Source organism: Capnocytophaga sp. oral taxon 902, assembly GCF_013394735.1.
Taxonomy (GTDB): Bacteria; Bacteroidota; Bacteroidia; order Flavobacteriales; family Flavobacteriaceae; genus Capnocytophaga; species Capnocytophaga ochracea.
Genome location: NZ_CP058261.1, coordinates 1,218,077 through 1,243,651 on the forward strand (window position 1 = coordinate 1,218,077; position 25,575 = coordinate 1,243,651).

Here is a 25,575-nt window from a genome sequence, read left to right on the forward strand (position 1 = left end):
ATAATTATGACAATACTTTTAACGGGCGCAACAGGATTCCTCGGCAGTCATTTGCTGAAGGCATTGGTAAACAAAGGCTATGAGGTAGTAGTACTCAAACGCTCTACCTCTAATATGTGGCGTTTAAAAGGTTTTGAAAACACTTTTAAAAGCTATGATATAGACCAAGTACCTTTGCGAAAAGCCTTTGAAGAGCAATATATAGACACTATCATTCATACAGCCTGTGTATATGGTAGAAAAGGAGAGAGTATACAGCAGATACTTGAGACCAACTTAATGTTTGGTATAGAGTTGCTTAACACCGGGACCTTTTTTAACACCGGGACCTTTTTTAACACCGGGACCTTTTTTAACACCGGGACCTTATTATATAAATATTTAAATTATTACGCTTTATCGAAAAAACAATTTGAAGAGTGGTTGCAATTGGCGTCTGATAAAATACAAGTGGTAAACTTAAAATTAGAACATATGTTTGGAGAACAAGATGGCAATGACAAATTTACCTCTTGGATCTTGAATGAACTCCAGCAGGAAAAAAACATAATCCCACTCACCGCAGGCACACAAAAGCGTGATTTTATCTATATAGATGATGTGGTAAGTGCCTACCTTACTTGTTTAGAACAAGCACCACAACTAAAAGCCTTTAATGATATAGAGGTAGGTACTGGAGTGCTTACCCCTGTAAAAACTTTTGTAACATTAGTAAAAAACACACTAGAAAAACTAAAAGGTAGTCCTATTGAAACCCAATTGAATTTTGGAGCACTTCCTTACCGAGAGGGGGAGATTATGGAGCCCCAAGTAGATAATAGTATGTTGTGCTCTTTAGGGTGGCAACCTAAAAGAAGTTTAGAAGAAAATATAGAACAATTTGTAAAAAACGAGATACAATGAAATATTTGATAACAGGCGGTTGCGGCTTCGTAGGAAGCAACTTAGCTCAAGAAGTATTAAAACGAGGAGAAGAATTGGTAGTTTTAGACAATCTTTTCCGTTATGGTAGTGCCCAAAACTTAGATTGGCTCAGAACGCTCGGTAAATTCTCTTATTATCCTTATGATATACGCAACACCAATGATGTAGAAACTGTGATCAAAAAAGAACAGCCTGATATTGTGTTTCATTTGGCTGGACAAGTAGCAATGACTACTTCTATTGAAAACCCACGTTTGGATTTTGAAGTGAATGCAATGGGCACTTTCAACTTATTAGATGCTATTAGAAAATACTGTCCTGATGCTTACATCTTATACTCATCAACCAATAAAGTATATGGCGATTTCGCTAATCTTACTTTTCAAGAAGAACAGATGCGATATACCTGTCAAGAATATCCTAAAGGATTTCCTGAAACTTATCCTTTAGATTTCCATTCGCCTTACGGATGTTCTAAAGGATCAGCCGACCAATATTTATTGGATTTTCATCGTATTTATGGACTTAAAACCCTAGTATTTAGACATTCATCAATGTATGGAAGTCATCAGCACGCTACTTTCGACCAAGGTTGGATTGGTTGGTTTGTGCAAAAAGCAATTGAGATAAAACAAGGTACAAATCGAGAACTATTTACTATCTCAGGCAATGGCAAGCAAGTACGTGACGTGCTTTATGCCGATGATGTAGTAAGTCTTTATTTTCAAGGTATCAAATATATAGAACAAGCCAAAGGGCAAGCCTTTAATATAGGTGGAGGTATTGAAAATAGTCTTTCACTACTAGAACTTTTTGCTATGTTAGAAAAACTTTTAGGTATAAAAATGCAATATAAAGAGCTCCCCTTTAGAGAGAGCGATCAATTAGTGTTCGTAGCCGATAATACTAAAGCTCAAAAAATATTGCAATGGCAACCTAAAATGACCTCAAAAAGAGGAATAGAAAAAATGGTAGAATGGATCGGAAATAAATAGATGAATATAAGAAGAACACGAGAGGCTGTCTTTAATAAATTAGGAATAGATGGAGCTATACTCTACACTACTTCTGCAAGGATTATCCAAGCAGGAGGAGGTATTGTTACCGTTTTTCTGATTGCTAAGTTTCTTTCAAAAGAAGAACAAGGGTTCTATTTTACTTTTGCTTCTGTATTGGCTATTCAAATATTTTTTGAGTTAGGTTTGGGAGGTATCCTTACCCAATTTGTAGCTCACGAAATGGCTCATATAAGAATAAAAAATAATACTTTTGAAGGGGACAAAAAGCACATTTCTCGATTGGCTTCTATCTTACATTTTTCAGTAAAGTGGTATGCCATTTTTGCTTTCTTATTGCTATTAGCACTTACTTTTGGAGGAGGTTATTTTTTTTATAGAAACACTGTGGGTATCGAACATATCCAATGGAAGACTCCTTGGCTAATAGTAGCTTTTTTTGCTGGAAGCAATCTGTTGCTATCTCCTATAATGGCTATTTTGCAAGGAATGCATAAAGTAAAGGAAATGGCTCGGTTTGCACTTATTCAACAAATTACAGTAATGAGTATTTCTTGGTTGAGCTTACTATTGGGTGCGAAATTATATGTGGTGGCAATCAATGCTATGGTAGGGTTTATAGTACTTGTAAGTTTATATTTAGGAGGAGGCTATACTAAAATCCTATATACATTGTGGAAGCAACCTCTCGTTGAAAAAATAAGCTATTGGCAAGAAATATTTCCATTGCAGTGGAAGATAGCGCTTAGTTGGGCAAGTGGTTATTTTATTTTTCAGGCTTTTAACCCTATTGTTTTTGCTTTTTATGGACCAGTGGTAGCGGGAGAAGTAGGAATTACCCTCACTATTCTGAATGCTATTCTCTCGTTAGTAGTAAGTTGGACATCTACAAAAGTACCTTTGTGGTCTTCTTTGATTGCTAAAAGGGAATATAAAGAATTAGATAATTCTGTAGAGAGTACCCTTACCAAATCGAGTTTAGTGGCTGTGTTAGTAATCTTAGGAGTGCTTGCTTTTATTGCGGGGCTACAATATTTTGATTTCAGTTTAGGACACCGTTTCTTGCCCTTATCGTTGTGCGCGGTATTTTTTCTATCAGTGCCTATTAACAATATCATCAATACGTGGGCAACGGCTTTGCGATGTTTTAAGAAGGAGCCTTTTTTGTTTCAAGCCTTTTTTGTAGGGCTCTGTTGTGTATCTGAAATGTATATTACTGCCAAATATTTTACTATCGAGACTCTCATTTTGGGGTACTTTTTGATAGCAACTTGTGTGAGTTTGCCTATGAGCTACTATATTTTTAAAACTAAAAAACAAGAATACTATGTATGATACTAAAAAATTATTAAGTATTTGTATTCCTACTTATAATAGGGCAAAAATATTAGACAACGCTCTAAAAGCCATACAAAAAGAGCTGAAAACAATTGATTGTAGTGAAATAGAATTCATTGTATCCGACAACTGTTCTCCTGATAACACTGAAGAGGTAGTACTGAACTATATTCAAACGGGAATGCCTATCATTTATAGCAAAAATACTACTAATTTAGGTATGGATGGCAATTTTGTACAATGTTTTAAAAAAGCAACCGCTCAATACGTTTGGGTGCTAGGTGACGACGACTTTTTAAAAGATGGTGCTTTGTCTTTCTTATTGGCTAAACTCAAGAATACTGATTATGGATTGATTCACCTCAAGATTTTTCCTAAAGAAAAAGATGAAGAAACAAAAATATATCAAACTATCGAAGAATATTTAAGTGATATTAGCTATTGGATAACTTTTATAAGTTCCAATATCGTAGCTACTAAATTTGTACCTACTATCAACTTTGAAAAATATATGGGAACATGGTTTACTCTTATTCCTCTTTATATAACAGCTGCTAAAGAGAGTCAGAAGAATTTAATGATCAATAAGCGTATTTTTGAAGATGCTGCTGATGGAGCTACTAATGGTGGGTATAACTTTTTTGAAGTATTTGTGGTAAATTACCTCACCATTCGCCGAGAAATGTTGGTAGACACGAAAAATGAAATGTATTACTACAAAAAAGAAAAGAAACGTTTGTTTAATGAATTTTTGTTAGGATTTATATATAAATTCTATTTTAAGAAAAATAAGGGAAAATTCAAGACAGAAGGAGGTTGGAGAATATTATTCCAATATTTTGGAGGAAATATCTATTTCTATAAAGGAATATTGAAATTAACAATTAAGAGATTATTACCCCCTCAAATTATACAAAGAATAAAGAAGATGTTGTCATAGTATATGTGGGTATCTATTATCATAATTAATTATAACACTAAAGATATTACACTGAATTGTTTAAAATCTATCTACGAACATACAATAGAGATAGATTTCGAGATTATTGTAGTAGATAACGCTTCCTCTGACAATTCAGTAGAGGCAATAAAGGTAAGTTATCCTTTAGTGAAAATAATAGAGTCCAATGAAAATCTGGGGTTTGGTAGGGCTAATAATCTTGGAGCAAAGTATGCTCAAGGTGAGTATTTGTTTTTGCTTAATAGTGATACTTTGCTTATAGAAAATACATTATCGGTGTTATATAACTTTATGAAAGATAGGGACAGCGAAAATATAGGAGCTTGTGGAGTTTCATTGCTTAATGGACAACAGCAAAAAACTATTTCAGCAGGGCATTTCCCTTCATTACTACAAGAATTTTCTGATATAGGTTTTAGGCATTTATATAATAATTATTACAATAATAATTTATCTTTAGCTTTTTCTATTACTAAAGGAGAAGGTGTGAGAGAAGTAGATTACATTTGTGGAGCAGATATTTTTATAAAAAAAGAACTTTTTAATGAATTAAAAGGTTTTGATGAGGATTATTTTATGTATTTTGAAGAAACAGACTTATTTTTTCGATTGAAAAGAAAAGGATATTCTTCTGTAATATTAACGAATCATCATCTTATTCATTTAGAAGGAGGCTCTACTGTTCAAAAAGAGACAAAATGGTGTTTGAAAAAATACCAAATGTTAATGAATAGTAAGATTCTGTATTACAAGAAACACAAAAGCTTTCTTGCTCTTTTCTTAATGAAGATATTTAATACTTTATTTACAACGATTCACCCTATTTACAAAGGTAATAGACTTAATATTTACAAAACAATATGGCAATAACAAAACTCCTTTTTATATTTGGCACACGTCCCGAGGCTATTAAAATGGCTCCGCTTATAAAGACTTTTCAAAAAGAAACAACTTTTGATACAAAAGTATGTGTGACAGCACAACATCGTGAGATGTTGGATCAAGTGTTAGATTTCTTTGAGATAAAAGCGGATTATGATCTTAATGTGATGAAGCCTAATCAAAATTTGTATACACTTACCGCTACAATTATTACAGAACTAAAAACTGTTTTAGAGCATTGTAACCCTAACTATATATTCGTGCACGGCGATACTACTACCACTATGGCGGCGAGTATTGCAGGCTTTTATGCAGGAGCTAAAGTGTGCCATATAGAAGCAGGACTTAGGACTTTTAATAAATATGCACCTTTCCCAGAGGAGATTAACCGAAAAGTAACAGGAGCCATAGCCGATTTTCATTTTGCTCCTACCCAGCAAGCAAAGCAAAACCTATTAAAAGAAGGGGTAGACGAAAAAAGTATTTTGGTAACGGGCAATACAGTGATAGATGCTCTTTTAGAAAGTACAAAAAAAGTAGAAAAGTTACAAGACAAAGAGATTGATGCTTTAAAAAAGGCAGTAGATAGCACTAAAAAGCTAATCTTAGTTACAGGACACCGACGTGAAAATCAAGGCGAAGGCTTTATACATATCTGTCAGGCACTGAAAAAAATCGCTTTACAAAATCCTGAGGTACAGATAGTCTATCCAGTGCATTTAAACCCTAATGTAAAAGAACCTGTTTATCGTATATTATCAGGTATTGAAAATGTGAAGCTCATAGCACCTTTAGCCTATCCTGCCTTTGTTTGGCTGATGAACCAATCCTATCTTATCATTACCGATAGTGGTGGCATACAAGAGGAAGCCCCTAGTTTAGGAAAGCCAGTATTGGTAATGCGTGACACTACCGAGCGTCCTGAAGCAGTAAGTGCAGGTACAGTTATCTTGGTAGGTACCGATGAGCAAAAAATAGTAAATGAATGCGAACAACTACTTAATAACCAAGAAAAATACTCAAAAATGAGTGCTTTACATAACCCCTATGGCGATGGCAAAGCTTGCGAAAGAATAGTTGAATTTTTTAAGAAAAAGAAATGAAATATAAAATATTTTTTGAGCAGGGAGACAGACACGATGCTACTATTCACTATGTAAATATTATTAAAAAGGCTTTGGAAAGAGAGTCTGGAGAAGATGTCCTTATAGTAGATAATATTAAACAAATAGAAAAAACAGAAATAGTAGTTGTTGTCAATGCTAAAGCCCATCTAAAACTCCTCTTAAAAAATAGAAAACAGAAAGTAATATGTTGGTATCAAGGCATTATGCCTGAGGAAATATTAGTAAATTATACAAAAAAAGATAAATGGCTAAAATATATTCTTTGGCGATGTTTTGAATATATATCACTAAAATTAGTTTCTTTTGCATTATTTGTTTCCGATAGAATGAAATATCACTATGAGAATAAATATAAAATCAAATTTAAGGATAATTTTTATGTAATGCCTTGTTTCAATCAGAAATTAATAGAGGAAAGTTTTTTTGTGAAAGAAAAATATAAAACTCCTTCATTTGTGTATGCAGGAACTATGTCTAAATGGCAATGTATTGATGAAATGTTACAGATATATAAAGAAATTAAGACTAAAATACCAAATGCAACACTTACTCTATACACTTCTGAAAAAAAAGAAGCTCAAGATTATTTAAAAAAATATAACTTAGAAAATGTCCTAATAGATCACTTGCCTTATAACCAGTTGTTTGAAGCATTACAACATTATAAATATGGATTTATTATCCGTAAAGATATTGAAATGAATAGAGTTGCTACTCCTACAAAAATGAATACTTACTTAGCTAATGGAGTCATACCAATATACAGTAACTATATTTTTGCTTTTAAAGAAGGATTAAAAAATACACAATATCAAATTGAAATATCAAATAATGATGAAGTTTTAGAAGAGATTATCTCTTTTGAGAAAAAAAATATTGAGGCTATTAATGTGTTAGAAAATTACAAATCAACAGTATTTAGCCATTTCTATTCTGAAGATTTTCATATAAATAACCTTATTGAGAAAATAAAGAAAACTAACCTATGAAAATATCATTAGTAACTGCTACTTTGGGGCGTGTAGATGAAATTAACATACTATTAGACTCTCTTGTAAAACAAACATATAAAAACTTTGAACTTATTATTGTAGATCAGAATGAACACTATAAAGTTCAGAATATTGTTGATAGATATACTAATATTTTAAACATTAAATACATTAGAAGTAGTACAAAAGGGCTTTCTTATAACAGAAATGTTGGTATTAAAGAATGTTCTGGAGATATTATAGGCTTTCCTGATGATGATTGTTATTATAGTGATAATCTCTTAGAAGAAATTGTATATACTTTCAAAGAGAAAAAAAATAAAATTACATTAGTAGAGGCTTATGATAGTATTACTAAAAATATTTTTATCTCTAAAACAGATGTTGTAAGTCGTAAATCTCTATTTAAATACGCTATTTCTTTTAACTTGTTTGTAATCTTTGATAAGAAGAAATTATTTGATGAGCGTCTTGGAGTTGGAACTTTCTTCTCTTCAGGTGAGGAAACTGATTATATATGGCAACTATTAGATAAAAAAGACATAGCTATTTTTGCAAAAAATACTAAAGTATTTCATCCTCAAAACGCTGCTTCTAACAACTATCAAAGAGCTTATTCCTATGGGCTCGGCTTTGGAGCACTATTTAAAAAAGAAATTTTAGGAAGAAAGCACTATACTTATTTTATAATGTACCTCAAATATCTTATCCGTAGCATAGGGGAATTGTATTATCCTCTAATAAAAAGTTCTATTGGGGAAGCTTAAAGGGGAGAATTAAAGGTTTTTTATTATTTAAATTATAAATGTACTTTTTAGTGCCCATATATTCGTTTTTAGCTTTTACAGCTCGCTTCTTCTTTACAGAGAAACTCTCTAAAGAAGTCAAAACCTATATATATGTATTCAGCTATATCCCCGTTATTTTCGGGCTTCTATACATCGCAGGATTAAGAGAAATAACAGTAGGTACAGATACTGCTCATTATCGAGATATTTTTAATAACCCCGACGATATTGAAATAGGTTTTCAGTGGTTCGCTGAATTTATAAAATATATAGGAGGTAATTTCCACCTTTTTCTCTTCTTATTTTTCTTTATCTCATTATCCCTAAAGGTATACGCTTTTAAAAAAGTCTCTTTATATCCCTTACTTTCTATTTGTATTTATTCGAGCTTTTGGTTCTTGACATATGAAATGAATGGTATTCGCCAAGGGCTTGCCTTAGGTTTTATAGCTCTGAGCTACTATTCCCTCATTATAAATAAAAAATGGTATTTCTATCTGTCATTGTTAGGAGCAATCTTGTTTCATTACTCAGCACTTGTCTTTCTACCAATTATTTTTATTGTAAAAAAGAAATGCACAAATCTTATTTTTTGGATAGTGTTGGGGGTTGTAGTATCTTTTGCTTATTTAGGAGCGACAACTTTTATATTAGAAGGATTAGGTACTATTATAGGGGTTGATTTGCGCTTAATAGAAAGAATTATATCCTATCAAAACGATGAATCTTATAATGCTAATATTCTCTATTCATCCAGTACATTTGTGAGATTTGTAATATTATTCATTACTTTTTTCTTTATCAATAGAGTGCATCTTTCCGAAAGAGCAAAAAATTTATTCTTATGGTGTGCTCTTCTAAATATTAGCATCTATCTTTTGTTTAGTGAGGTAGAGATTATTGCTACAAGGCTCTCTTTATATTATCGTTTTTATGAGTGTTTCTTTTTTGCTTGTCTGCCTAATGCTTTTAAAGGGAAAGTAACTAAATTTTTGATAGGATTCCTTTTGTGTTTATATGCTCTTTCTAAAATAATAAAAACATTAGCCATCCCAAATAATGGTTTAGTGCCTTATAAATCTATATTGTTCTAATAAATATGAAAATAGCTATCGATTGTAGAATGTATAATAGTTCAGGTATTGGAACTTATTTACAAGGTATTCTTCCTTATCTATTGGCTGAGCAGAAGAATAATTACTTATTGTTAGGAAATTTCAATATACTATCTAAATATAAAGCAAAGAATGTAGAAATTCAAGAAGTAAATATACCTATATTTTCAGTAAAAGAATTATTTTGCTTCCCTTGTTCAAAAATCAACTCTTATGACGTATTTTTAATCCCTAATTTTAATATCCCAATAGGAATAAAAATACCCATTTATGCTTTTATCCACGATGTTGTTTTCTTGGATATCAAAGAACTTACTTCAAAAATAGGTTACTATATAAGGAAATATTACTTAAATAGAGCTATTAAAATAGCTAAAAAAATATTTACCGTTTCTGAGTTCTCTAAGAAAAGGATTTCATTCCATTTCAAAAAAGCAAAAGATATTGTTGTAGCTCCTTGTGCTATCAAAAAAGAACTTATAAATTATTCTCCACAAAAAGCTTCTAATTCTAAAGAATTTATTATCTTTGTGGGCAACATCAAACCTCATAAGGGATTAGAAACCTTAGTGAAAGGCTGGAGATATGCAAGAAAAAAAGGATTTGATAAACAATTGTTAATAGTAGGCGAAAAAGAAGGATTTAAAACTAAACTCTCTAATGAAGATTTCCTTAAAGATCAAAATATTATTTTTACAGGTAGAATATCCGATGAGGAACTCTATAACTATATGAACAAGGCTTCTATACTGGTGCAACCATCAATTTATGAAGGTTTTGGGCTTCCTCCCTTAGAAGCTCTTTATTTAGGAACAACTTGTTTATTGTCTGACATTGAGGTTTTTAAAGAACTTTATGCTGAATTCCAAAATTGCTATTTTTTTAATAAAGAGAGTGCAGAAGATTTAGCAAAAAAATTATTGTCCTTATCTCCTCAAAAAATAGAACAAAAAGATTTTATAACTAATCATTTTGATTTTAAAAGAACTACTCAAATTATTTTAGAAAACATAGTATGAAAGTATTACATATAGGGAAATTTTACCCTCCTTATTTTGGGGGTATCGAAAAAGTTAATTATGACATTGTAGAGGGTTTGAATGTAAAGGGTATTCAAACAGATGTGTTATGCTCTAATCATACTCAAGGAAATATATTTACTAACGATACTTATAAAATATATCGCACTCATACTTTAAAAGTTATTGCTTCCACTCCTCTTAGTTTTTCTTTCATCACTACTTTAAAGAAAATACAGAATGAATATGATATTATACATATTCACCTTCCTAACCCTATGGCTAATTTAGCCATCTTTCTTACTCGTCCTAAAACTAAAATTGTATTACACTGGCATAGTGATATTATTAAACAACGCAAATTAATGATTTTCTATAAGCCTCTATTAGATTGGTTACTAAGAAAGGCTACCTCTATCGTTGTTACCTCTCCTACTTATGTAGAAGGATCTTCTATCTTAAAAAAATATAGAAACAAAATAGCTTGCATTCCTATTGGAGTTGATGATAAAGAATTAACTGTAAAAAGAAGTGTATTTGATAATCTTAAAAAAATATATAAAGACAAGAAAATAATATTTACCTTAGGCCGATTAGTTTATTATAAAGGTTTTGAATATCTTATTGAAGCTTCAAAATCCCTACCTAATAATACAATTATTTTAATAGCAGGAATAGGGGAACTAAAAGACAAACTACAAAAGCAAATACATTCCTATAATTTGGAAGGCAAAGTAAAACTCTTAGGGAAAATTCCTTTTGAAGAGTTAGGTGCTTATTATCAACTTTGTGATATATTTTGTCTCCCCTCTACAGAGCGTTCAGAAGCTTTTGGAGTAGTACAAATCGAAGCTATGGCTTTTGGAAAACCTGTTATCTCTACAAGTATCAAGGGTTCAGGGGTAGATTGGGTCAACCTCAATAATATATCGGGTATTATAGTCCCCCCTAAAGATGCTAACAAATTGACAGAAGCTATTATAGAATTACTTACTGATGAAAGGAAGTGTCAACAGTTATCAATAGGAGCCAAAAAAAGATATGAAGAAGAATTTACAAAAGAAAAAATGGTAGAAGAATTTGAGAAACTATATTTAGAGATATTAAAAATATAGCACTATGAATATTTTAGAACGTAACAGCCCCGCTCTTCTCTCTTCAACATTGATTATACTGACCACCTTTACCAAGATCCTCTTTTAGAACACCTCAATCTCATCCTTCACTACACCAGCTAGGGTGGAAACATTCCATAGAACTCCAAGAGGGAATTAAATTGATGTATGAGTATTATTTGCAAAATCAAAACTTCTTATAATTAATTTTTTTCATATTCTTTAATGTGAATTTGGGCTAAGAATTTTAAGATTCTACTTAAAGAGATATGTGAAACAATAAAAAAGCTGTCCTGAGATAGGACAGCTTTTTTATTGTTTTAATAAATATACTATACTATTTGATAGCTTCATAAGCACGAATAGCTTTGTCGAAGCGGTCGTTTACACTTTCTAAAGTGTAGAGACCATCGGCATTGGCTTTCATCCCTTTGAGTTTTAGAGGGAATACCACTGGCGGATTTTGCATATCCAATAGTTCCATTCCACGCAATTGTTCGGTGGTTTGGTATACAATGTTTACCGATACAAACTCTTTACCGCTGTTGTCTACCCATTTTTCAAACACGAGTTTGCTGCCTATTGGGGTTTTCTTCTCAATAGATTTTGGCAAACTGTATTCTTCTACTTCCAAAGCGGCATTCACGCTGGCAATATTAGAATCGTGACCGCAAAGGAAAGTGAATTTACGGTTTTTGGCGTTGAGCTCGTCTTTCATATACACTAATAGTGGGTGCGCTACGTTCACGGCTACAATAGGAGCGGTGAAAAGCACATCGCCATAGACATCTTTTACCTTAGCGATTTTTTCCCAGTCGGAGGTGGTGAGGTTGTTGCCAAATGCTGCTTGCACAGGGTCTTTATCTTCATAATATTGCAAAATAAAAGCATCGGAAGCGGAGTTAGCTAACTTCAACGAACCTTTCATATTAGGTTCATCACCTTTTTCGAGTTTCAACTGGGTGTTGTAATCGTTGAAAGCACACACTTCACCGGATTTACAAGCGGGTGAGTTCTTCAAATCGAGTACTTTTTCCAAGAGTTGGTAAGAGTCTTTCAATCCCTCGTTGATGCCCACAATACCTTTTTTACCTCCCATAGCAGCAATTTCTTTCATTGCTTGTGCTTTGAAAGCAGGGCTACTTTTAGTAAGCGCAGGGAAGAACACAGGGTCCATTTTGCTGGGGGTAAAGCGGTGGTTGATATGCAAATTGGCTACGGGCATAAATCCTGAGGAGAAATATTGTGCCGTCGCAATGGTGCGTTGCATACTATTAGCATAGAAATTCACTTCATCAACAGAGGGAACTGCATTTTCAGTAAAAAGTCCTTCGGCTACTGTCCATTTGCGGAAAAACTGACCCATAATGGTTTCGAGTGCTCCCCCACGAAGGGTAAGTTCACTGGGGGCAGCGCTCCATTTTATCCACTCGTGAGGCGTCATTTTTTGCAAGGTACTCCCGTTCACTGATAGAGAGGAGCGAATGTTATGACGGCTGAGGATCACCACTTCTTTGAGCTTGTATTGGCTTTTAAAACTTTCGGAGCGGTTGAGTTGTGCCATCGCTAAGAGCGGACACAAGAGGAGTAGTAATGCTTGTAGAGTTATGATTCTTATTTTCATACTGTGTTTTAATTAGAAAATTATATTCTTTAACTTTGTAACTTTGGCAAAGTTTTAATTGCATCTCGTGCTACGAGCTTTGGCAAAGTTTGTGACTGCCATATGTTGAGAGGTCTTTTATAACTATATGATAATAAACCTCCCCTGTTCCCCTCCAAAAGGGGGACAATCCACAATTATACCTCTATAAAAACTTTTCAAACAGTCCTTTTACAATTGCCTGTGCGACTCGCACTTAGAATTTGATTTGCAAACGAGTTTCGATAAGACTTAAATTGGTGTCGGGAATGCTTTCACGGTAAGTAACACCGGTGTAGGAAGCACGTACACGCCAAATCATATACTTATTGATATAATAGTTGAATGTAAGTGAATAATCGTTGAGGCGACCTCCTAAGATACCCGCTTTAGGGTCGGATAAATCGGTATAGTTATAACCAGCAACGAGTTCCATAGCACCAGGTCTGGGAGTAGCGATACCTCCATCGATATCAGTATATTCGTAAGGGTTTCCTTTTACGATAGCACGGAACATACCATAAGCACCACTTGCTTTGAAATTATCGAAACCGCTCTTGCGATTTACATTCACATAGTAATATTGGGCTTCTAACCCTAAACGACCACGCGCAAAGAGCAATTCGGGAGAGAATTTATAAAGGAAAGTAGCGTTATCAATAGTTGCTTGTTGTGCGGTTACCTTAGCGATACGAGTAGGGAAAGGTGTTTTGAGCACATAAGAGTTGTGGTTAAGAGCTGGTGTTTCGTTATAACGAGGTGTTTCGAAAGCACCTGAGAGTCCTACGTGAAAAATCTTGCCTTCTTCACGTTGTGGGCGATAGAGCAAACGGCTCATCATACCCATACCTTGGTCGCCTGTAGCATCAGAACTTTTCTTCATCGTTTCACCTTCGGCAAAGAGGCTTAAAGTACCCATAAAGTCATCTTTTTGGTGTAAGAGCATCAAACCGATGAGACGAGAATTGAAGAAAGCCTCGTTACTTTGGGGTTCTTCCATCGATATTTTGAAAGAAGAACTGGTGGCACTTTGCATACCGAATTGGTGTACGAAATAACCTCCACGCAAAAGTGTGTGTTTGCTGAAACCGTATTCGATAAAGATATCCTTAGGGGAAACTTTGCCATAAGCAAAGCCGATATCTACTTTTCCTTTCCAATTACCATAGCGTACGCCTAAGCCCATACGCACATCGGGGATAGCTACCCCACTTACAAACTTATCTTTTTGCTCATTGGCATTGAAATAACCAGCGTCCAATAAAATACGTCCTCCGGGTTTTACTTCTAACTTTTCTTCGGGTTTAGGAGCTTCCTGTACAGGTGTAGCGGGCATAGGTTCGGTGGTATCGGTAACGGTGGTTGGTTCTTCTTGGGCATAGGTATAGCCCACAGCCATTAGGCTGAACATCATAAAATATATCTTTTTCATAGTTTTAAATTTTATTTAGTCATACGTTCACTTTTCTTTACTTTGCCTTTTTTTACAAGTCCTTCAAACTCTTTTTTAGCTTTTTCTAGTTGTTTCATAAAGGCATCATTGGCGTGGAGACGCGCTACTACGGCACTTGCTACGAGACGAGCAGCATCTACATCACTTTGGAAATGGTAACCACAAATCACGCGACTTTGTCCCATTTCATATCCGCGTTTGAGGATTTCGTTTTGTCTATCGACATTGATTTCGGCAAGCACCAAAGCGGTAGCCCACCCGATAGCGGTGTGACCAGAGGGATAAGAACCATTAGTAGAGAGTTCTTTTTGTTGTTCGGGATTGCAAGTGGTCTTTTCGTAGAAAGCAAACGGACGCACGCGCATATAGTGTTCTTTGGCGGCACGAGTAGCGAGGTCGCCTGCATCTTCGCGCATATTTACTACGAGTTTGAAGATTTCGGGAGTAGTTTCCTTAGAAATCTTGATGCCAAAAGCTTCGGAAAAAGCATTAGGCACACCAGGACCCTCTACACGAGCATCGGATACGGCTTGCTCACCACGAGGGGTACGGCGTTGCATTAAGCCCCACTGGTATTGGGCTTCGTCGTTAAGGAAAAGAATACTACCTGGTTGAGGAGGAGGAGGTAGGAGTTCAAGACTGTTTGCCACCTCACCGATTTGCAAGAAGTAGAGGTCGGGTTTGGTTCTTACGTCTTTGATTTTCTCTTGTGCGAATGTAGTTGCCATCACCGATAGCAAGGCTACGAATAATAATGTTTTTCTCATCTTATTATACAGTTAAAATTTATTGTATTCTCTTTTGGAAGGTATTTAGGTTTTAAAAAACACTACAAATGTAGAAAGAAAAGAATAAATGTGCAAATTATTTCAAAAAAATATTTACTAAAAAAGAAAGAAATAAAAACAAATATGGTGATTTTGTGGTTTTTAGGTGCAAGGTGCGAGGTGTGAGTCGCACGGGCGGGGGAGAAATGAGAGAATGAGAAAATGAGAGAATTAGGAAATTAGAAAATGAATAGTGATAAAAATCATTTTTTGACAGGTCAGACTTATCAGACAAATTGGATAGGTTAGAGAGAGCGGAAGGAAACAGAAGAAATCGGAAGATGGCTGAGTGAAAATTTGGTGAAAAAAGGGTGTAAGGAGGGTGGGGTTAGCTTATAGAGAGCTTATAGGAAGCTTATACGAATCTTGGACGATTGGTATAGAAAGGGTATATAAATGGTTGATTCATAATATAATACAGCGATGCAAAAAATGGTAAAATCGGGGTTTCGAGGCGAAAGAAAGGGAAAAGGCGATAGGCCTTAGGCCATAGGCACTAGGGGGAGTATGACGGAAAAGGGAAGGAATGACGAGGGACGAATGATGAATGACGGAGGTAATAGGGGGAATGTAGCGACGGAAAAGCGAAGGTAAAACGAAGGTAAAGAGGTGGTAAGGCGAAGCTAAGGCAAAGTTATTGCTTGTAAAAAAGTCTTAGTAGCGCCTTGTTTTTCGTTTATATATTGGCGATTGATATTGCCTATAGCGATGCGCTTTTCGGGTGAAACAACAAGGTTATTCATCACCTGGGCAAATTCTTCTTTACTGCTTACGGAGAGAACGCCTCCTAAGGTGACTAACTCCTTTGCTTCATTGAACTTTTCATAATTCTTACCGATGATTACAGGTACCCCAAATACGGCGGGCTCTAAGACATTGTGTAAGCCCGTAGTGCCCATTCCACCTCCTACATAGGCTATATCGGCATAGCTGTACACTTTGGTGAGAATGCCTATGGTATCGATGATGAGTACGTCGTAATCAGAGAGGTTGAGAGAGTCTTTCTCGGAGAATAAAGCAACTTTACGGCTTAACTTCTGTTGGTTGTGTTTGAGTTCTGCGATATCGGTAGGGTGAATATTATGAGGGGCAATGATGAACTTCACTGGGGCAGTGCAAGTGTTGATATACTGCAAGTAAATGTCTTCGTCGGTAGCCCACGAACTACCGAAGACCACACATAGATTGTTTCCTTTGAACTGCTCTACAAAATCTAAATGGTTGTCTCGTTCCAATATTTCGGCTACACGGTCGAAGCGGGTGTCGCCACTGACAGTTACATTATTGAAGCCTAAGTTTTTAAGTAGTTGCTGAGAAAGCTCGTTCTGCACAAAAAAATGAGTAAAGCAATGCAGGGCTCGGCGCATCATTCCGCCGTAAGGCTTGAAGAAGATTTGATTTTTGCGAAAAATACCGGAGAGCAAATAAGTGGGTACTTGTGCTTTTTTGAGCTCGGTAAGGTAATTGACCCAAAACTCGTATTTCACAAAAATAGCCATTGCAGGATTTACCATTTGCACGAACTTGCGGGCATTAGCGGGTGTATCAAGAGGAAGATAGACCACTATATCGGCATCGGGGGTGTTTTTGCGCACCTCGTAGCCTGAGGGAGAAAAGAAGGTAATGAGTATCTTATAGCCTTGTTTTTTCAGGGCTTTAACAACGGGCAAACCTTGTTCGAACTCGCCGAGAGAAGCGGTATGTATCCACACGTAGCGGGTATGAGGGTCGAGTTTGGCGGTAAGGGTAGTCCATACGGTTTTACGTCCGCTTACAAAGAGGTGTATCTTTTTGTTGAATAGGGCAATGAGAGGGAGGACTGCCTTGATGATATAAAGAGAGAATGTGTACATTTTAATGATGAATTACGAATGACAAATGACGATACAAGGCGCAAAGGTAGTAAAAAAGGGGCAATAAAAAAAGCGCAAGCCGTCGGCTTGCGCTTTTTCACTTGTTATATTTATCTGTTTACAATGAGTTTTCTTTAGTGAATTTTACAATTTCGGAAATACGTCCGAAGGCAACGCCCACTACTGTATCGGCAGCACCGTAGTACACTGCTACTTTGTCTTCTTCGATAGAATGCAAGGCAGCACAAGGGAATACCACATTAGGCACATCGCCGGTAGTTTCGTAGAGAGTGGCAGGCGCCAAGAGGTAAGGCTGTGTACGAGCGACTACCTTGCTTGGATTGTTGAGGTCTAACAATGCAGCCCCCATAGAGTAGCGGAAACCGTTGCAAGTGTTGATCACCCCGTGATAGAACAATAACCAACCATCTTTTGTTTTGATAGGCACAGCTCCTGCTCCTATTTTGGTACATTGCCAAGCGCTATCTATAAAAGGTGTTACTTTCATCACGCAGCGGTGTTCACCCCAGTATTTCATATCGGGGCTATAGCTGATGAAAATATCACCGAAAGGTGTATGTCCGTTATCACTTGGGCGGCTAAGCATTGCGTATTTACCGTTGATTTTCTCAGGGAAGAGCACCCCGTTGCGGTTGAAAGGCAAAAAGGCATTCTCGCATTGGAAAAACTCTTTGAAATCAAAAGTATAAGCAATCCCGATGGTAGGACCACAATAGCCATTACACCAAGTTACCCAATAGCGGTCTTCGATAAACGTTACGCGAGGGTCGTACTTATACTCAGAATGTAAGAAATCAGTATTACCACCTTTCATCACGATAGGTTCGTGGTTGATTTCCCAGTGAATAGCATCTTTACTGAAGCCAGCAAAGATGTTCATTTGAACTGCTTTGTTGTCGCAGCGGAATACCCCTGCATAGCCGTTGCCAAAAGGCACAACAGCCGAGTTAAAAATACTGTTAGAGGTAGGGATATCATACCTACCGATAATAGGGTTTTCAGAATAACGCCACATTACATCGGTACAACCCGCAGGGCGTTCTTGCCAAGGAATTTTTTGACTCATTATTTTTGTTTTAGTTATTAAATCTTTTAAAGTACTCATCAATTTCATTATGTAACTCTATACCTACGCGTTCAAAGCAATCTAACAAACCTTGATAGGCATTCTCTCCTGCGAGAAAATCCCAAAACTCTTGGGCTACTTTTAGCTCGTTATCTAAATCTAACATTCCCGCCATCGTCCAGCGCGAATAAGGTTTAGGCTCATACGGATTATAAGGGATAGCAATAAGGGTATGTATTTTTCTGTTAGGATTTTCAGCTAACACACAGCCTACCCATTCTAATAAAGTGCGTTTAAATTCTTTAAAACCTCCTTTGTTAGGTTTAGCTGTTTTAATGTCAAACAAGAAAAGTTCATCTGAATGACTTTCTAACCACACATCTACTTTGGTAGGCTTTACGGTGTTCATTTTCCCTTCTTGGCAAACAGCCCTAATAGCTTCTATTTCTGCTTCCTTATTAGGGTTACCATTTACGGTAAGATTGTCCATAATATCTTGGATAACCCGTTGCGCTTTTTCACTTATCTTATCACCTGCTACCGCTTGTAGTTTAGCAACTTTAAACCGAGATTCAGCTAATGATTTAGCCACAGGCTCAAAAATGCTCGTCCCAAAATTAGTATTTAAAGAATGAATAAACGAAAACAGTGCCATACGATCTTTACCCAATAAGCGTGTATGAAAAGGCATCACCGCAGGTTCAGGGTTATAGTGCTGAAACTTTGTTCTAAGACTATGCCTAAGGGTGTTTTCTACATTAGTTATTTGTTGTGGGGTTAGCATTTGAAATCTCTTTGTATTTATTTTCTATTTGACTTAAAGCATCTGCCTTGTAAAATTTTCTATAGTGTATTTTACCTTTTGCAGTTGAAGGAGGAAAAACAAGTTCTCCATTTTCATCTACACACTCAATTATAGCTTGTATTACTTTTCGTATTTCAGAAGAAATATTTTCTTTCCGGATTTGATTAATATCTGGATTTTCTAAATTAAGATTATTCCTTGTAATTACAGCAAAAATATGATATCTTGCATTATCATATAGAGGAGAAATTTGTTTATAGATATTATACCACAAAGTCCCTGCAATAAGAGATTTCTTTATAACATCTTCTCTTTCCTCTTTTATAATATTTATATATTTTTCAAATATTTCAGTCCTATACATTACACATTCATTTGGAAGACCTTCCCACAAGGATATATATGCCCTTGCTAAAGCAAGTGTATCTATATAATTAAAGTTTTGTCCTCTATATTGTCCTTCTCTTCTTTCAAATAATACAGTTTCAAGAGAAGTTGTCTCTTCCAATTTAAAGTCTTTGAATTCTTTTTCTAACTCAAACATACGAGGTTCTATAGAAATCAAATTTTCTTTTGTTACTTCATTTTGATTATTTGATGAGTATGTGATATTGCCTAATAATATTTCATCTTTTTGTGTTTCAATAATTCTAATACTCACTTGAAGATGATTATAAGCATCAGTATTTTTACAAACATCTATAATAGCATTAGAAGTCTGGCAGCCATTTACAATCTTTATATTATCAAGTTTAATTGATTTTTCACCTCTCTTTTCTTGCTTATCAACTATAAAGGTAATGCCATTGTTTAAAAGAATAAATTGTTCTCCTTTTTGTTTTATTGTATCTATTATATCTTTCTTTATAGAAGAACTTTTTAGTTCATCACGAACATTGTATTCATATAATTCATATCTCTTTTTCTTATCCTTATCATAAATAATATTCATTAATTCCCCAAAAGTAATAGCACCAAACAATATTTTTCCAATATGTTTAATTTCAATTTCACTTGTTATATTTATATATTGAATTAATTTGGACACAATACTTACATTTTCTTCATGTGTTTTATGAATTTCATATATTTTATCAGAATCGCAAAAATCTATACAGATATCTTCATCTGTTTTAATCCAAAAATATCCTTTCATTGCCTTTTTTAAAGCCTCTACTCTAACACTAAATGTTGAGTTTTTAAAAAGGTTTTTATCTACTGGTTCGGAAACATAATAACAAAAAAACTTAATATTAATATTTCCTTTTTCTGCCCATAATTTATCAATCAACTTCCTCAAAGAAACAAATTTTTCCCATTCGGTTTGGTCTTTAAAATGTGTATTTAAACAATCTGATAAAGTGCTTAAGTCTGTTGTTTCTAATTTTCCTTTTTTTGTTTGAATAAGGATTATATTTAACTCATCTTTATCTTTAAGTTTATCTAATTTGCTAGATATTTCATCTAAATCCATGCCAAGATGAATTATTTCCTTTTTACATATTAAGAAACAACCATCAATAGCCATAGTACCATCTTTTCCAAAGTTAATATCCTCTAAAAGAGATATATTAAAAAAACTTTCATAAGGATATTCTTCGTTTATTTGATAGTATATTTCTTTTAGTAAAATATAATTGATAAATATTTGATATTTATCAGAAAAATTTTGATCTGCAAGTTGTTTAGCAGTTGCAAATCTTTCTACAATTCCTCTTAATCTTGGATTATCCATAACTTTTCTATTTTTCTTTTAAATGAAATATAATCTCAGCATACGCGTTTTTGTCTTTTTCGGTGCGATTGAGTACAGGGCGTTTGTATTGATTTACAATGCGCATTCCTGCTCGCTCGGCTATTTCGGGGTATAAACCGTATTTGTCATTAGCTACCAAAAACACGTCATAATCATCGGCTAAAAAGCGTTTGCTATTGGCAAGCACCTCAGCAATACCCGCTACATACATACGTTTGGCTTCCTGCCCTTGTCCTTTGTAAAGGGGGCCTATCTCTTTATCGTCATTGCGCTCAAAACCAAAAAGGTCGTAAGCATAAGCGTGTTGTTCGTGATAATCAATCAGCCCTACATAAGGGGGTGATGAGAAAATCCCCTTTATTTTCTGCTTTCTTGCCAAAGCAGCAAACTCAGGGTTCTTATGCTCTAATGCCTCAAAGATGTCAATAGTACGACTATCGCCTTGTAAACACTTTTGGTAGGTATTCGTACGCAATTCTTTAAATTGTTGCAAACGCTTGATAGTGTCTTTAGTGTAGGTCTCCCACCATTTCAATATAGAAAAAAGAGGTTTGCACACCTTGCCGTGTTTGGCACAATAATAAGTGGTAGTTACTGGCTCTATCAAGGTTGCTAAATCGGCGTGAGTGGTAGCGCGACAACTGCGAATAGTACGACTCAATATAAGAGTAATTATACGCTTGGTAGCGGGATTAGCTATCTGTTTAATAAGGTTAAACACAAAATCTATCTCCTCGCGTACGTGTTGTATATACCATTTGTCTAAAAACGTATCGGCTTTAGCTTGTTTTAGCTGAATGTGGTACTTTTCTATGAGACTCTGATAAATAGGTAAAAACAGTTGCTCTTTCTCAGCGCCATACACTTTGCCGTCTACCTCTTTGCGTTGTAAGCGGTATTTATAGTCAGGCACGGGGAAGTACTCTTTATTGAAATTATTGAGTGCTTCAGTAAGTTCAGCATCAAAGGCAAGTATGTGTTTTTTTGCTAAAAACTCCTTTAAGGCTTGGGTAATGCGGTGCGTTTCATTATACGCATCTACCAAATCATAATGTCCTACCTTAGCATTGCCTATGAGCGCATTGAAAGCCGACACATCTACTCCTATAGCATGCATACCCAGTTCTGAGGCTTGCACCATAGTAGTACCACTACCCGAAAAAGGGTCGAGAACTATATCGCCAGCTTTAAAAAAGACTTCTTTTTTGAAAGTATCGGTATGGGCATCTAAAAAGTATTCTACTAACTGTGGAATAAACTTCCCTTTGTAAGGGTGCAATCGATGTACGTGTTTAGTGGTTTCTGCTTCTTTATATTGCTCAAATGACAGGCTCCAGTTGAGATCATTACCTAATTTCTCTTTCCACTGTGAGGCGCGATTTCCACCCAAAGCATCGTAATAGGCTTTAAGTTCCTCTTTAGCGATTTGAGTGATGCCATTGTTTTCAAATTTCTTTACTTTACCATACTGTACTAAATAGGAGATATTTGAGGAAGTAACATTCTTCCCCATATATTCCGTTGCCCACAATGAGGCTTGTTGCAATGTAAAGTATTGATTTGTATTTGGCATATTTTTCTAATCCGATGGATATTACTGCCTTTTTGCCTGTCCTACCACGATCTACAATTACACTGTTTTCTTTATCAATTCTGTGATAAACGCTATTTGCTCGTCGTCAAGCTCGGTGTGCATAGGCAGAGAGATAACTTCTTGTACTAATTTATTAGTAACACCAAAATCAGCTTCGTTATAAGAGTTGCGGGTATAGGCTTTTTGGGCGTGCAATGGTATAGGGTAGTAAATACCAAAAGGCACTCCATTTTCACCAAAAACCTTAGCGAGTTCATCGCGTTTGCCATTGGTAATGCGGAGGGTATATTGGTGGAATACGTGGTCGTTACCTTTTGCGATTATAGGGGTAATGATATGAGGATTGCCTTTAAGAGCTTCTGTATATTTGCGAGCAGCTTCACGTCGACGGGCATTATAATCGTTTAAGTGAGGGAGTTTGGCGCGCAAAACTGCTGCTTGTAAAGAGTCGAGACGAGAGTTTACCCCTACTACATCGTGGTGATAACGCACGTACATACCGTGATTTACGATACCGCGAAGAGTGTAAGCGAGGTCGTCGTCGTTAGTGAAGATAGCTCCTCCGTCGCCGTAGCAACCGAGGTTCTTAGAAGGGAAGAAAGATGTTGCCCCTACGTGACCGATAGTGCCTACTTTTTGTTTATGTCCATCGGCAAAAGTATAATCAGCACCAATGGCTTGCGCATTGTCTTCAATCACAAAGAGGTTATGTTTTTTAGCCAAAGTCATTACAGCTTCCATATTAGCTGGCTGACCGAACAAATGCACGGGTACTATGGCTTTCGTGCGAGGAGTAATAGCTTTTTCAATTGCCTCTATGTTGATGTCGAAAGTATCGTCGTATACATCTACCAATACAGGGGTGAGTTTCAGTAGGGCAATCACTTCCACAGTTGCTGCGAAGGTAAAATCGGCAGTGATAACTTCATCGCCTTCTTTGAGTCCGAGCCCCATCATTGCTATTTGTAGGGCATCAGTACCGTTGGCGCAGGGGATTACGTGTTTCACGCCCATATAGTTTTCCAATTCTTTTTGGAAGGCTTGTACTTGGGGACCGTTAATAAAAGCTGTGGTGTTGAGTACTTCTTCAAAAGAAGCTTGTACTTCGTTTTTAATTCTTTCGTACTGACCTTGTAGGTCAACCATTTGTATTTTTTTCATATGTCGAATATTATTAATCGTTCGTTACAAAAAACTTATCAAATCAAGAAACATTAATCTTGTTTCTTCTCCTTCATCTAATTTCGTTAGAAATTCAAACCCTATCTTTTGATAGAAACTTACTGCTTGTGCATATGCATCAACTGTAATAAGGCGACAAGCCTCATCTTCATTCAAATCTACACAGTGATTGATAATAGTATCAATAATAATTCTTCCTAACCCTTTACCTTTAAAAGTTTTATCGATAGCCAATCTCCCTATTTTTAGAGAAGGAACGTTGTTTAAATGCCGTTTAGGATAGGGTAATAACTCTCTGCGAAATTTGTTATACTGACTTTTTGATGAGAACATCTCTTCTTTGAGTAACAGACTATCATTCAATAGACTGTAATAACCTAAAGTACGCTCATCATTTTCAATAACAAAAGTGGTGGCAAGTAATTGTTTTCGGTAAGGAACTGCTTCCTCAAAAAGAAACTCATTCAAATCGTCGTCTCCACAATCAAAAGGCTTTATTCTATGTCCTTCTTTAAGTCGAAAAAAAGATAAGCCTTTTAAAAGTTGTGCAAAATCATCTGTTTGCATTATCTCTATCGTCTTTAAAAATTGACTTCAATAGCATAGCATTCTTGCGAACGCTCTCACGTGTAATTCCTTTTTCAGCTAAGCTTCGTCTAAAACCTGCTAATTTTTTGTAGAACTCTATTACATCTTGCCCTTCTAATACAGGTGTTGGTTTTATTTCTCTTGCCATAATACTTAATCCTTAGTTTTTAATCCTTAATAGTTAGTGTTGCTTTGCTACGACTTTTGTTAAAGTCCTAATAGCCCGTCGCACTACGACTACGTAATGCCTACCGCGTCACAGTTCTATAGCCATTAAACACAGCCTTCCACAGTGCAAAGATACAAAAATATTTTGAATTATATAAAAATATCCCCTTCTTAACACATAAGGGTCGACTCACCTTCGTAAGCCAACCCTTATGTTATTAAAAAAACTTCTTATTCCTAAAAATATTTCAACTTCTGTGTGAAAATCGTTACACGCTGACCGTTAACCGACATCGTTTTCTTTGTCCAGTTGTTCTTCTTGTCATACACAAACTCGTAAGTCTCTGTTTTAGTAACGTTACCATCTTTGTCAAAGTATTTAACCTCCACCTCATTGTCGTTTTTGTCAAAAGCTGAAACAACTCTCTGTTTCAAAGCGTTATCTTTGTCAAACACTTGCTTTTCTACCATATTCCCTTTGGCATCGTAAGTATATACCGTTTTGCTGGTAAGCTCGTCCTTTGTAAATTTAGACTCTTCCGATAATTTTCCCTCAGGAGTATACTTATAAGTAGTTTTATCTTGGCACATTCCTGCTATACAATCCGTGCGTTCTACAAGCTGATTCTGTTCGTTATAAACATTTATTCGGCTCATAAAAATATTCCCGTCGGGCGTCTCTACATCGTGCTTGGTAAGGTTCCCTTTTTCGTCGTACTCATACACATTCTTAGAAAGCAACGTGTTCGAATCATCTCTCGAAGCCGACTCTATCATATTCCCGTCTTTGTCATATACATCCACGAATTTAATCGTCATTCCATTTTGCTTCGATTGCATTTTCACAACAGTTCCCTTTTTGTCAAACTGCGAGAAAAGCTCAGAGTTCATCGGTATTTCTTCTCCGTTTTCACCAATTTGAATACCCGATTGCACAACCGTTTTTACTTTCCCTTTCAGCTGAGCACGCTCCCAACCATTCTTTTTCTGACTCTGCCCAAAAGCTACAGTAGTAGCTAATAAGGCAATAGCTATGATTCTTTTCATAATGATGTTCTATTTAAAATAATACTTTTTTGGGGCGCAAAAGTACAAAAGATTTCTAAATATACCAATACGCCATATCTACCTATTTACCAAAACTATGCCAAAACAAAGTAAAATGATGATAACAAAGCTCCGCTTGTTATATTTATAACTAAATAGCCATTATTTGTTTCTCTTTTTAAAAGAAATTTTCTATCCTTATTTAACCTCAATTCGATATAATAAAATAGTATTTTCAATCACCCGTCGTGCTATTTTCAATTGCCTATCGTGCTACTTTCAATTGCTTATCGTTC

Annotated in this window: 23 protein-coding genes; 11 read left to right on the top strand and 12 right to left on the bottom strand. The window is 35.5% G+C overall.

What is annotated here, in order from left to right:
- Window positions 1-6: 6 nt before the first annotated feature.
- Genes HW278_RS05175 through HW278_RS05225 form a run of 11 tightly spaced genes read left to right on the top strand, consistent with a single transcriptional unit; the run spans window position 7 to window position 11,277 of the window.
- Window positions 7-903 carry an NAD-dependent epimerase/dehydratase family protein gene (locus tag HW278_RS05175; protein WP_178977136.1) on the top strand — a complete coding sequence of 299 codons (897 nt, stop codon included), beginning with the start codon at window positions 7-9 and terminating at the stop codon, window positions 901-903.
- A complete protein-coding gene (locus HW278_RS05180; RefSeq protein ID WP_009412657.1) occupies window positions 900-1,919 on the top strand; it encodes an NAD-dependent epimerase/dehydratase family protein in 1,020 nt (339 codons plus the stop codon). The genes HW278_RS05175 and HW278_RS05180 overlap by 4 nt, the downstream gene beginning before the upstream one ends.
- Entirely contained in the window at window positions 1,920-3,275 is a 1,356-nt protein-coding gene (locus HW278_RS05185; protein ID WP_178977137.1) for an oligosaccharide flippase family protein, read from the top strand. It abuts the gene before it with no gap.
- Window positions 3,268-4,218 (top strand): glycosyltransferase family 2 protein, encoded by a 951-nt coding sequence (locus tag HW278_RS05190; RefSeq protein WP_178977138.1) that lies wholly within the window; start codon window positions 3,268-3,270, stop codon window positions 4,216-4,218. Before HW278_RS05185 ends, HW278_RS05190 begins: the two co-directional genes overlap by 8 nt.
- A 3-nt stretch (window positions 4,219-4,221) precedes the next feature.
- Window positions 4,222-5,109, top strand: a complete 888-nt coding sequence (locus tag HW278_RS05195; RefSeq protein WP_178977139.1) for a glycosyltransferase family 2 protein — start codon at window positions 4,222-4,224, stop codon at window positions 5,107-5,109.
- Complete coding sequence (gene wecB, locus HW278_RS05200) at window positions 5,100-6,224, top strand: non-hydrolyzing UDP-N-acetylglucosamine 2-epimerase (RefSeq protein WP_178977140.1); 1,125 nt, start codon at window positions 5,100-5,102, stop codon at window positions 6,222-6,224. Before HW278_RS05195 ends, wecB begins: the two co-directional genes overlap by 10 nt.
- Window positions 6,221-7,237 carry a hypothetical protein gene (locus tag HW278_RS05205; protein ID WP_178977141.1) on the top strand — a complete coding sequence of 339 codons (1,017 nt, stop codon included), beginning with the start codon at window positions 6,221-6,223 and terminating at the stop codon, window positions 7,235-7,237. Before wecB ends, HW278_RS05205 begins: the two co-directional genes overlap by 4 nt.
- On the top strand, window positions 7,234-8,007 hold the full coding sequence (locus HW278_RS05210; protein ID WP_178977142.1) for a glycosyltransferase family 2 protein: 774 nt from the start codon (window positions 7,234-7,236) through the stop codon (window positions 8,005-8,007). Before HW278_RS05205 ends, HW278_RS05210 begins: the two co-directional genes overlap by 4 nt.
- Window positions 8,008-8,045: 38 nt before the next feature.
- Complete coding sequence (locus HW278_RS05215; protein ID WP_178977143.1) at window positions 8,046-9,122, top strand: EpsG family protein; 1,077 nt, start codon at window positions 8,046-8,048, stop codon at window positions 9,120-9,122.
- A 5-nt stretch (window positions 9,123-9,127) separates the two neighbouring features.
- A complete protein-coding gene (locus HW278_RS05220; protein WP_178977144.1) occupies window positions 9,128-10,162 on the top strand; it encodes a glycosyltransferase family 4 protein in 1,035 nt (344 codons plus the stop codon).
- The gene (locus HW278_RS05225) at window positions 10,159-11,277 is read left to right on the top strand and encodes a glycosyltransferase (RefSeq protein WP_178977145.1); all 1,119 of its coding nucleotides are present in this window, start codon (window positions 10,159-10,161) and stop codon (window positions 11,275-11,277) included. The genes HW278_RS05220 and HW278_RS05225 overlap by 4 nt, the downstream gene beginning before the upstream one ends.
- A 337-nt stretch (window positions 11,278-11,614) precedes the next feature.
- Here HW278_RS05225 and HW278_RS05230 read toward each other — a convergent pair whose 3' ends face one another.
- The 12 genes from HW278_RS05230 to HW278_RS05285 all read right to left on the bottom strand — a co-directional run bounded on the left by HW278_RS05230 (window position 11,615) and on the right by HW278_RS05285 (window position 25,279).
- Window positions 11,615-12,901 (bottom strand): histidine-type phosphatase, encoded by a 1,287-nt coding sequence (locus tag HW278_RS05230; RefSeq protein ID WP_178977146.1) that lies wholly within the window; start codon window positions 12,899-12,901, stop codon window positions 11,615-11,617.
- A 235-nt stretch (window positions 12,902-13,136) separates the two neighbouring features.
- Window positions 13,137-14,351: an OprO/OprP family phosphate-selective porin gene (locus HW278_RS05235; RefSeq protein ID WP_009422377.1), complete on the bottom strand. Its 1,215-nt coding sequence runs from the start codon at window positions 14,349-14,351 to the stop codon at window positions 13,137-13,139.
- Window positions 14,352-14,362: 11 nt separating this feature from the next.
- Window positions 14,363-15,139, bottom strand: coding sequence for an acid phosphatase (locus HW278_RS05240; RefSeq protein ID WP_002674231.1), 777 nt, complete (start codon window positions 15,137-15,139; stop codon window positions 14,363-14,365).
- A gap of 683 nt (window positions 15,140-15,822) precedes the next feature.
- Window positions 15,823-17,052, bottom strand: a complete 1,230-nt coding sequence (locus HW278_RS05245) for a 3-deoxy-D-manno-octulosonic acid transferase (protein WP_178977147.1) — start codon at window positions 17,050-17,052, stop codon at window positions 15,823-15,825.
- A gap of 118 nt (window positions 17,053-17,170) precedes the next feature.
- On the bottom strand, window positions 17,171-18,139 hold the full coding sequence (locus HW278_RS05250) for a glycoside hydrolase family 130 protein (protein WP_178977148.1): 969 nt from the start codon (window positions 18,137-18,139) through the stop codon (window positions 17,171-17,173).
- A gap of 10 nt (window positions 18,140-18,149) precedes the next feature.
- Complete coding sequence (locus HW278_RS05255; protein ID WP_178977149.1) at window positions 18,150-18,923, bottom strand: TdeIII family type II restriction endonuclease; 774 nt, start codon at window positions 18,921-18,923, stop codon at window positions 18,150-18,152.
- Entirely contained in the window at window positions 18,898-20,679 is a 1,782-nt protein-coding gene (locus tag HW278_RS05260) for an AIPR family protein (protein WP_178977150.1), read from the bottom strand. Before HW278_RS05260 ends, HW278_RS05255 begins: the two co-directional genes overlap by 26 nt.
- A gap of 7 nt (window positions 20,680-20,686) precedes the next feature.
- Complete coding sequence (locus tag HW278_RS05265; protein WP_178977151.1) at window positions 20,687-22,273, bottom strand: DNA methyltransferase; 1,587 nt, start codon at window positions 22,271-22,273, stop codon at window positions 20,687-20,689.
- Between the two features lie 57 nt (window positions 22,274-22,330).
- Entirely contained in the window at window positions 22,331-23,455 is a 1,125-nt protein-coding gene (locus HW278_RS05270) for a DegT/DnrJ/EryC1/StrS family aminotransferase (RefSeq protein ID WP_178977152.1), read from the bottom strand.
- 24 nt (window positions 23,456-23,479) lie between these two features.
- On the bottom strand, window positions 23,480-24,043 hold the full coding sequence (locus HW278_RS05275; protein ID WP_178977153.1) for a GNAT family N-acetyltransferase: 564 nt from the start codon (window positions 24,041-24,043) through the stop codon (window positions 23,480-23,482).
- Window positions 24,030-24,212 carry a hypothetical protein gene (locus HW278_RS05280; protein WP_009417229.1) on the bottom strand — a complete coding sequence of 61 codons (183 nt, stop codon included), beginning with the start codon at window positions 24,210-24,212 and terminating at the stop codon, window positions 24,030-24,032. Before HW278_RS05280 ends, HW278_RS05275 begins: the two co-directional genes overlap by 14 nt.
- 257 nt (window positions 24,213-24,469) lie before the next feature.
- Complete coding sequence (locus tag HW278_RS05285; RefSeq protein WP_002674215.1) at window positions 24,470-25,279, bottom strand: RHS repeat domain-containing protein; 810 nt, start codon at window positions 25,277-25,279, stop codon at window positions 24,470-24,472.
- Window positions 25,280-25,575 lie beyond the last annotated feature (296 nt).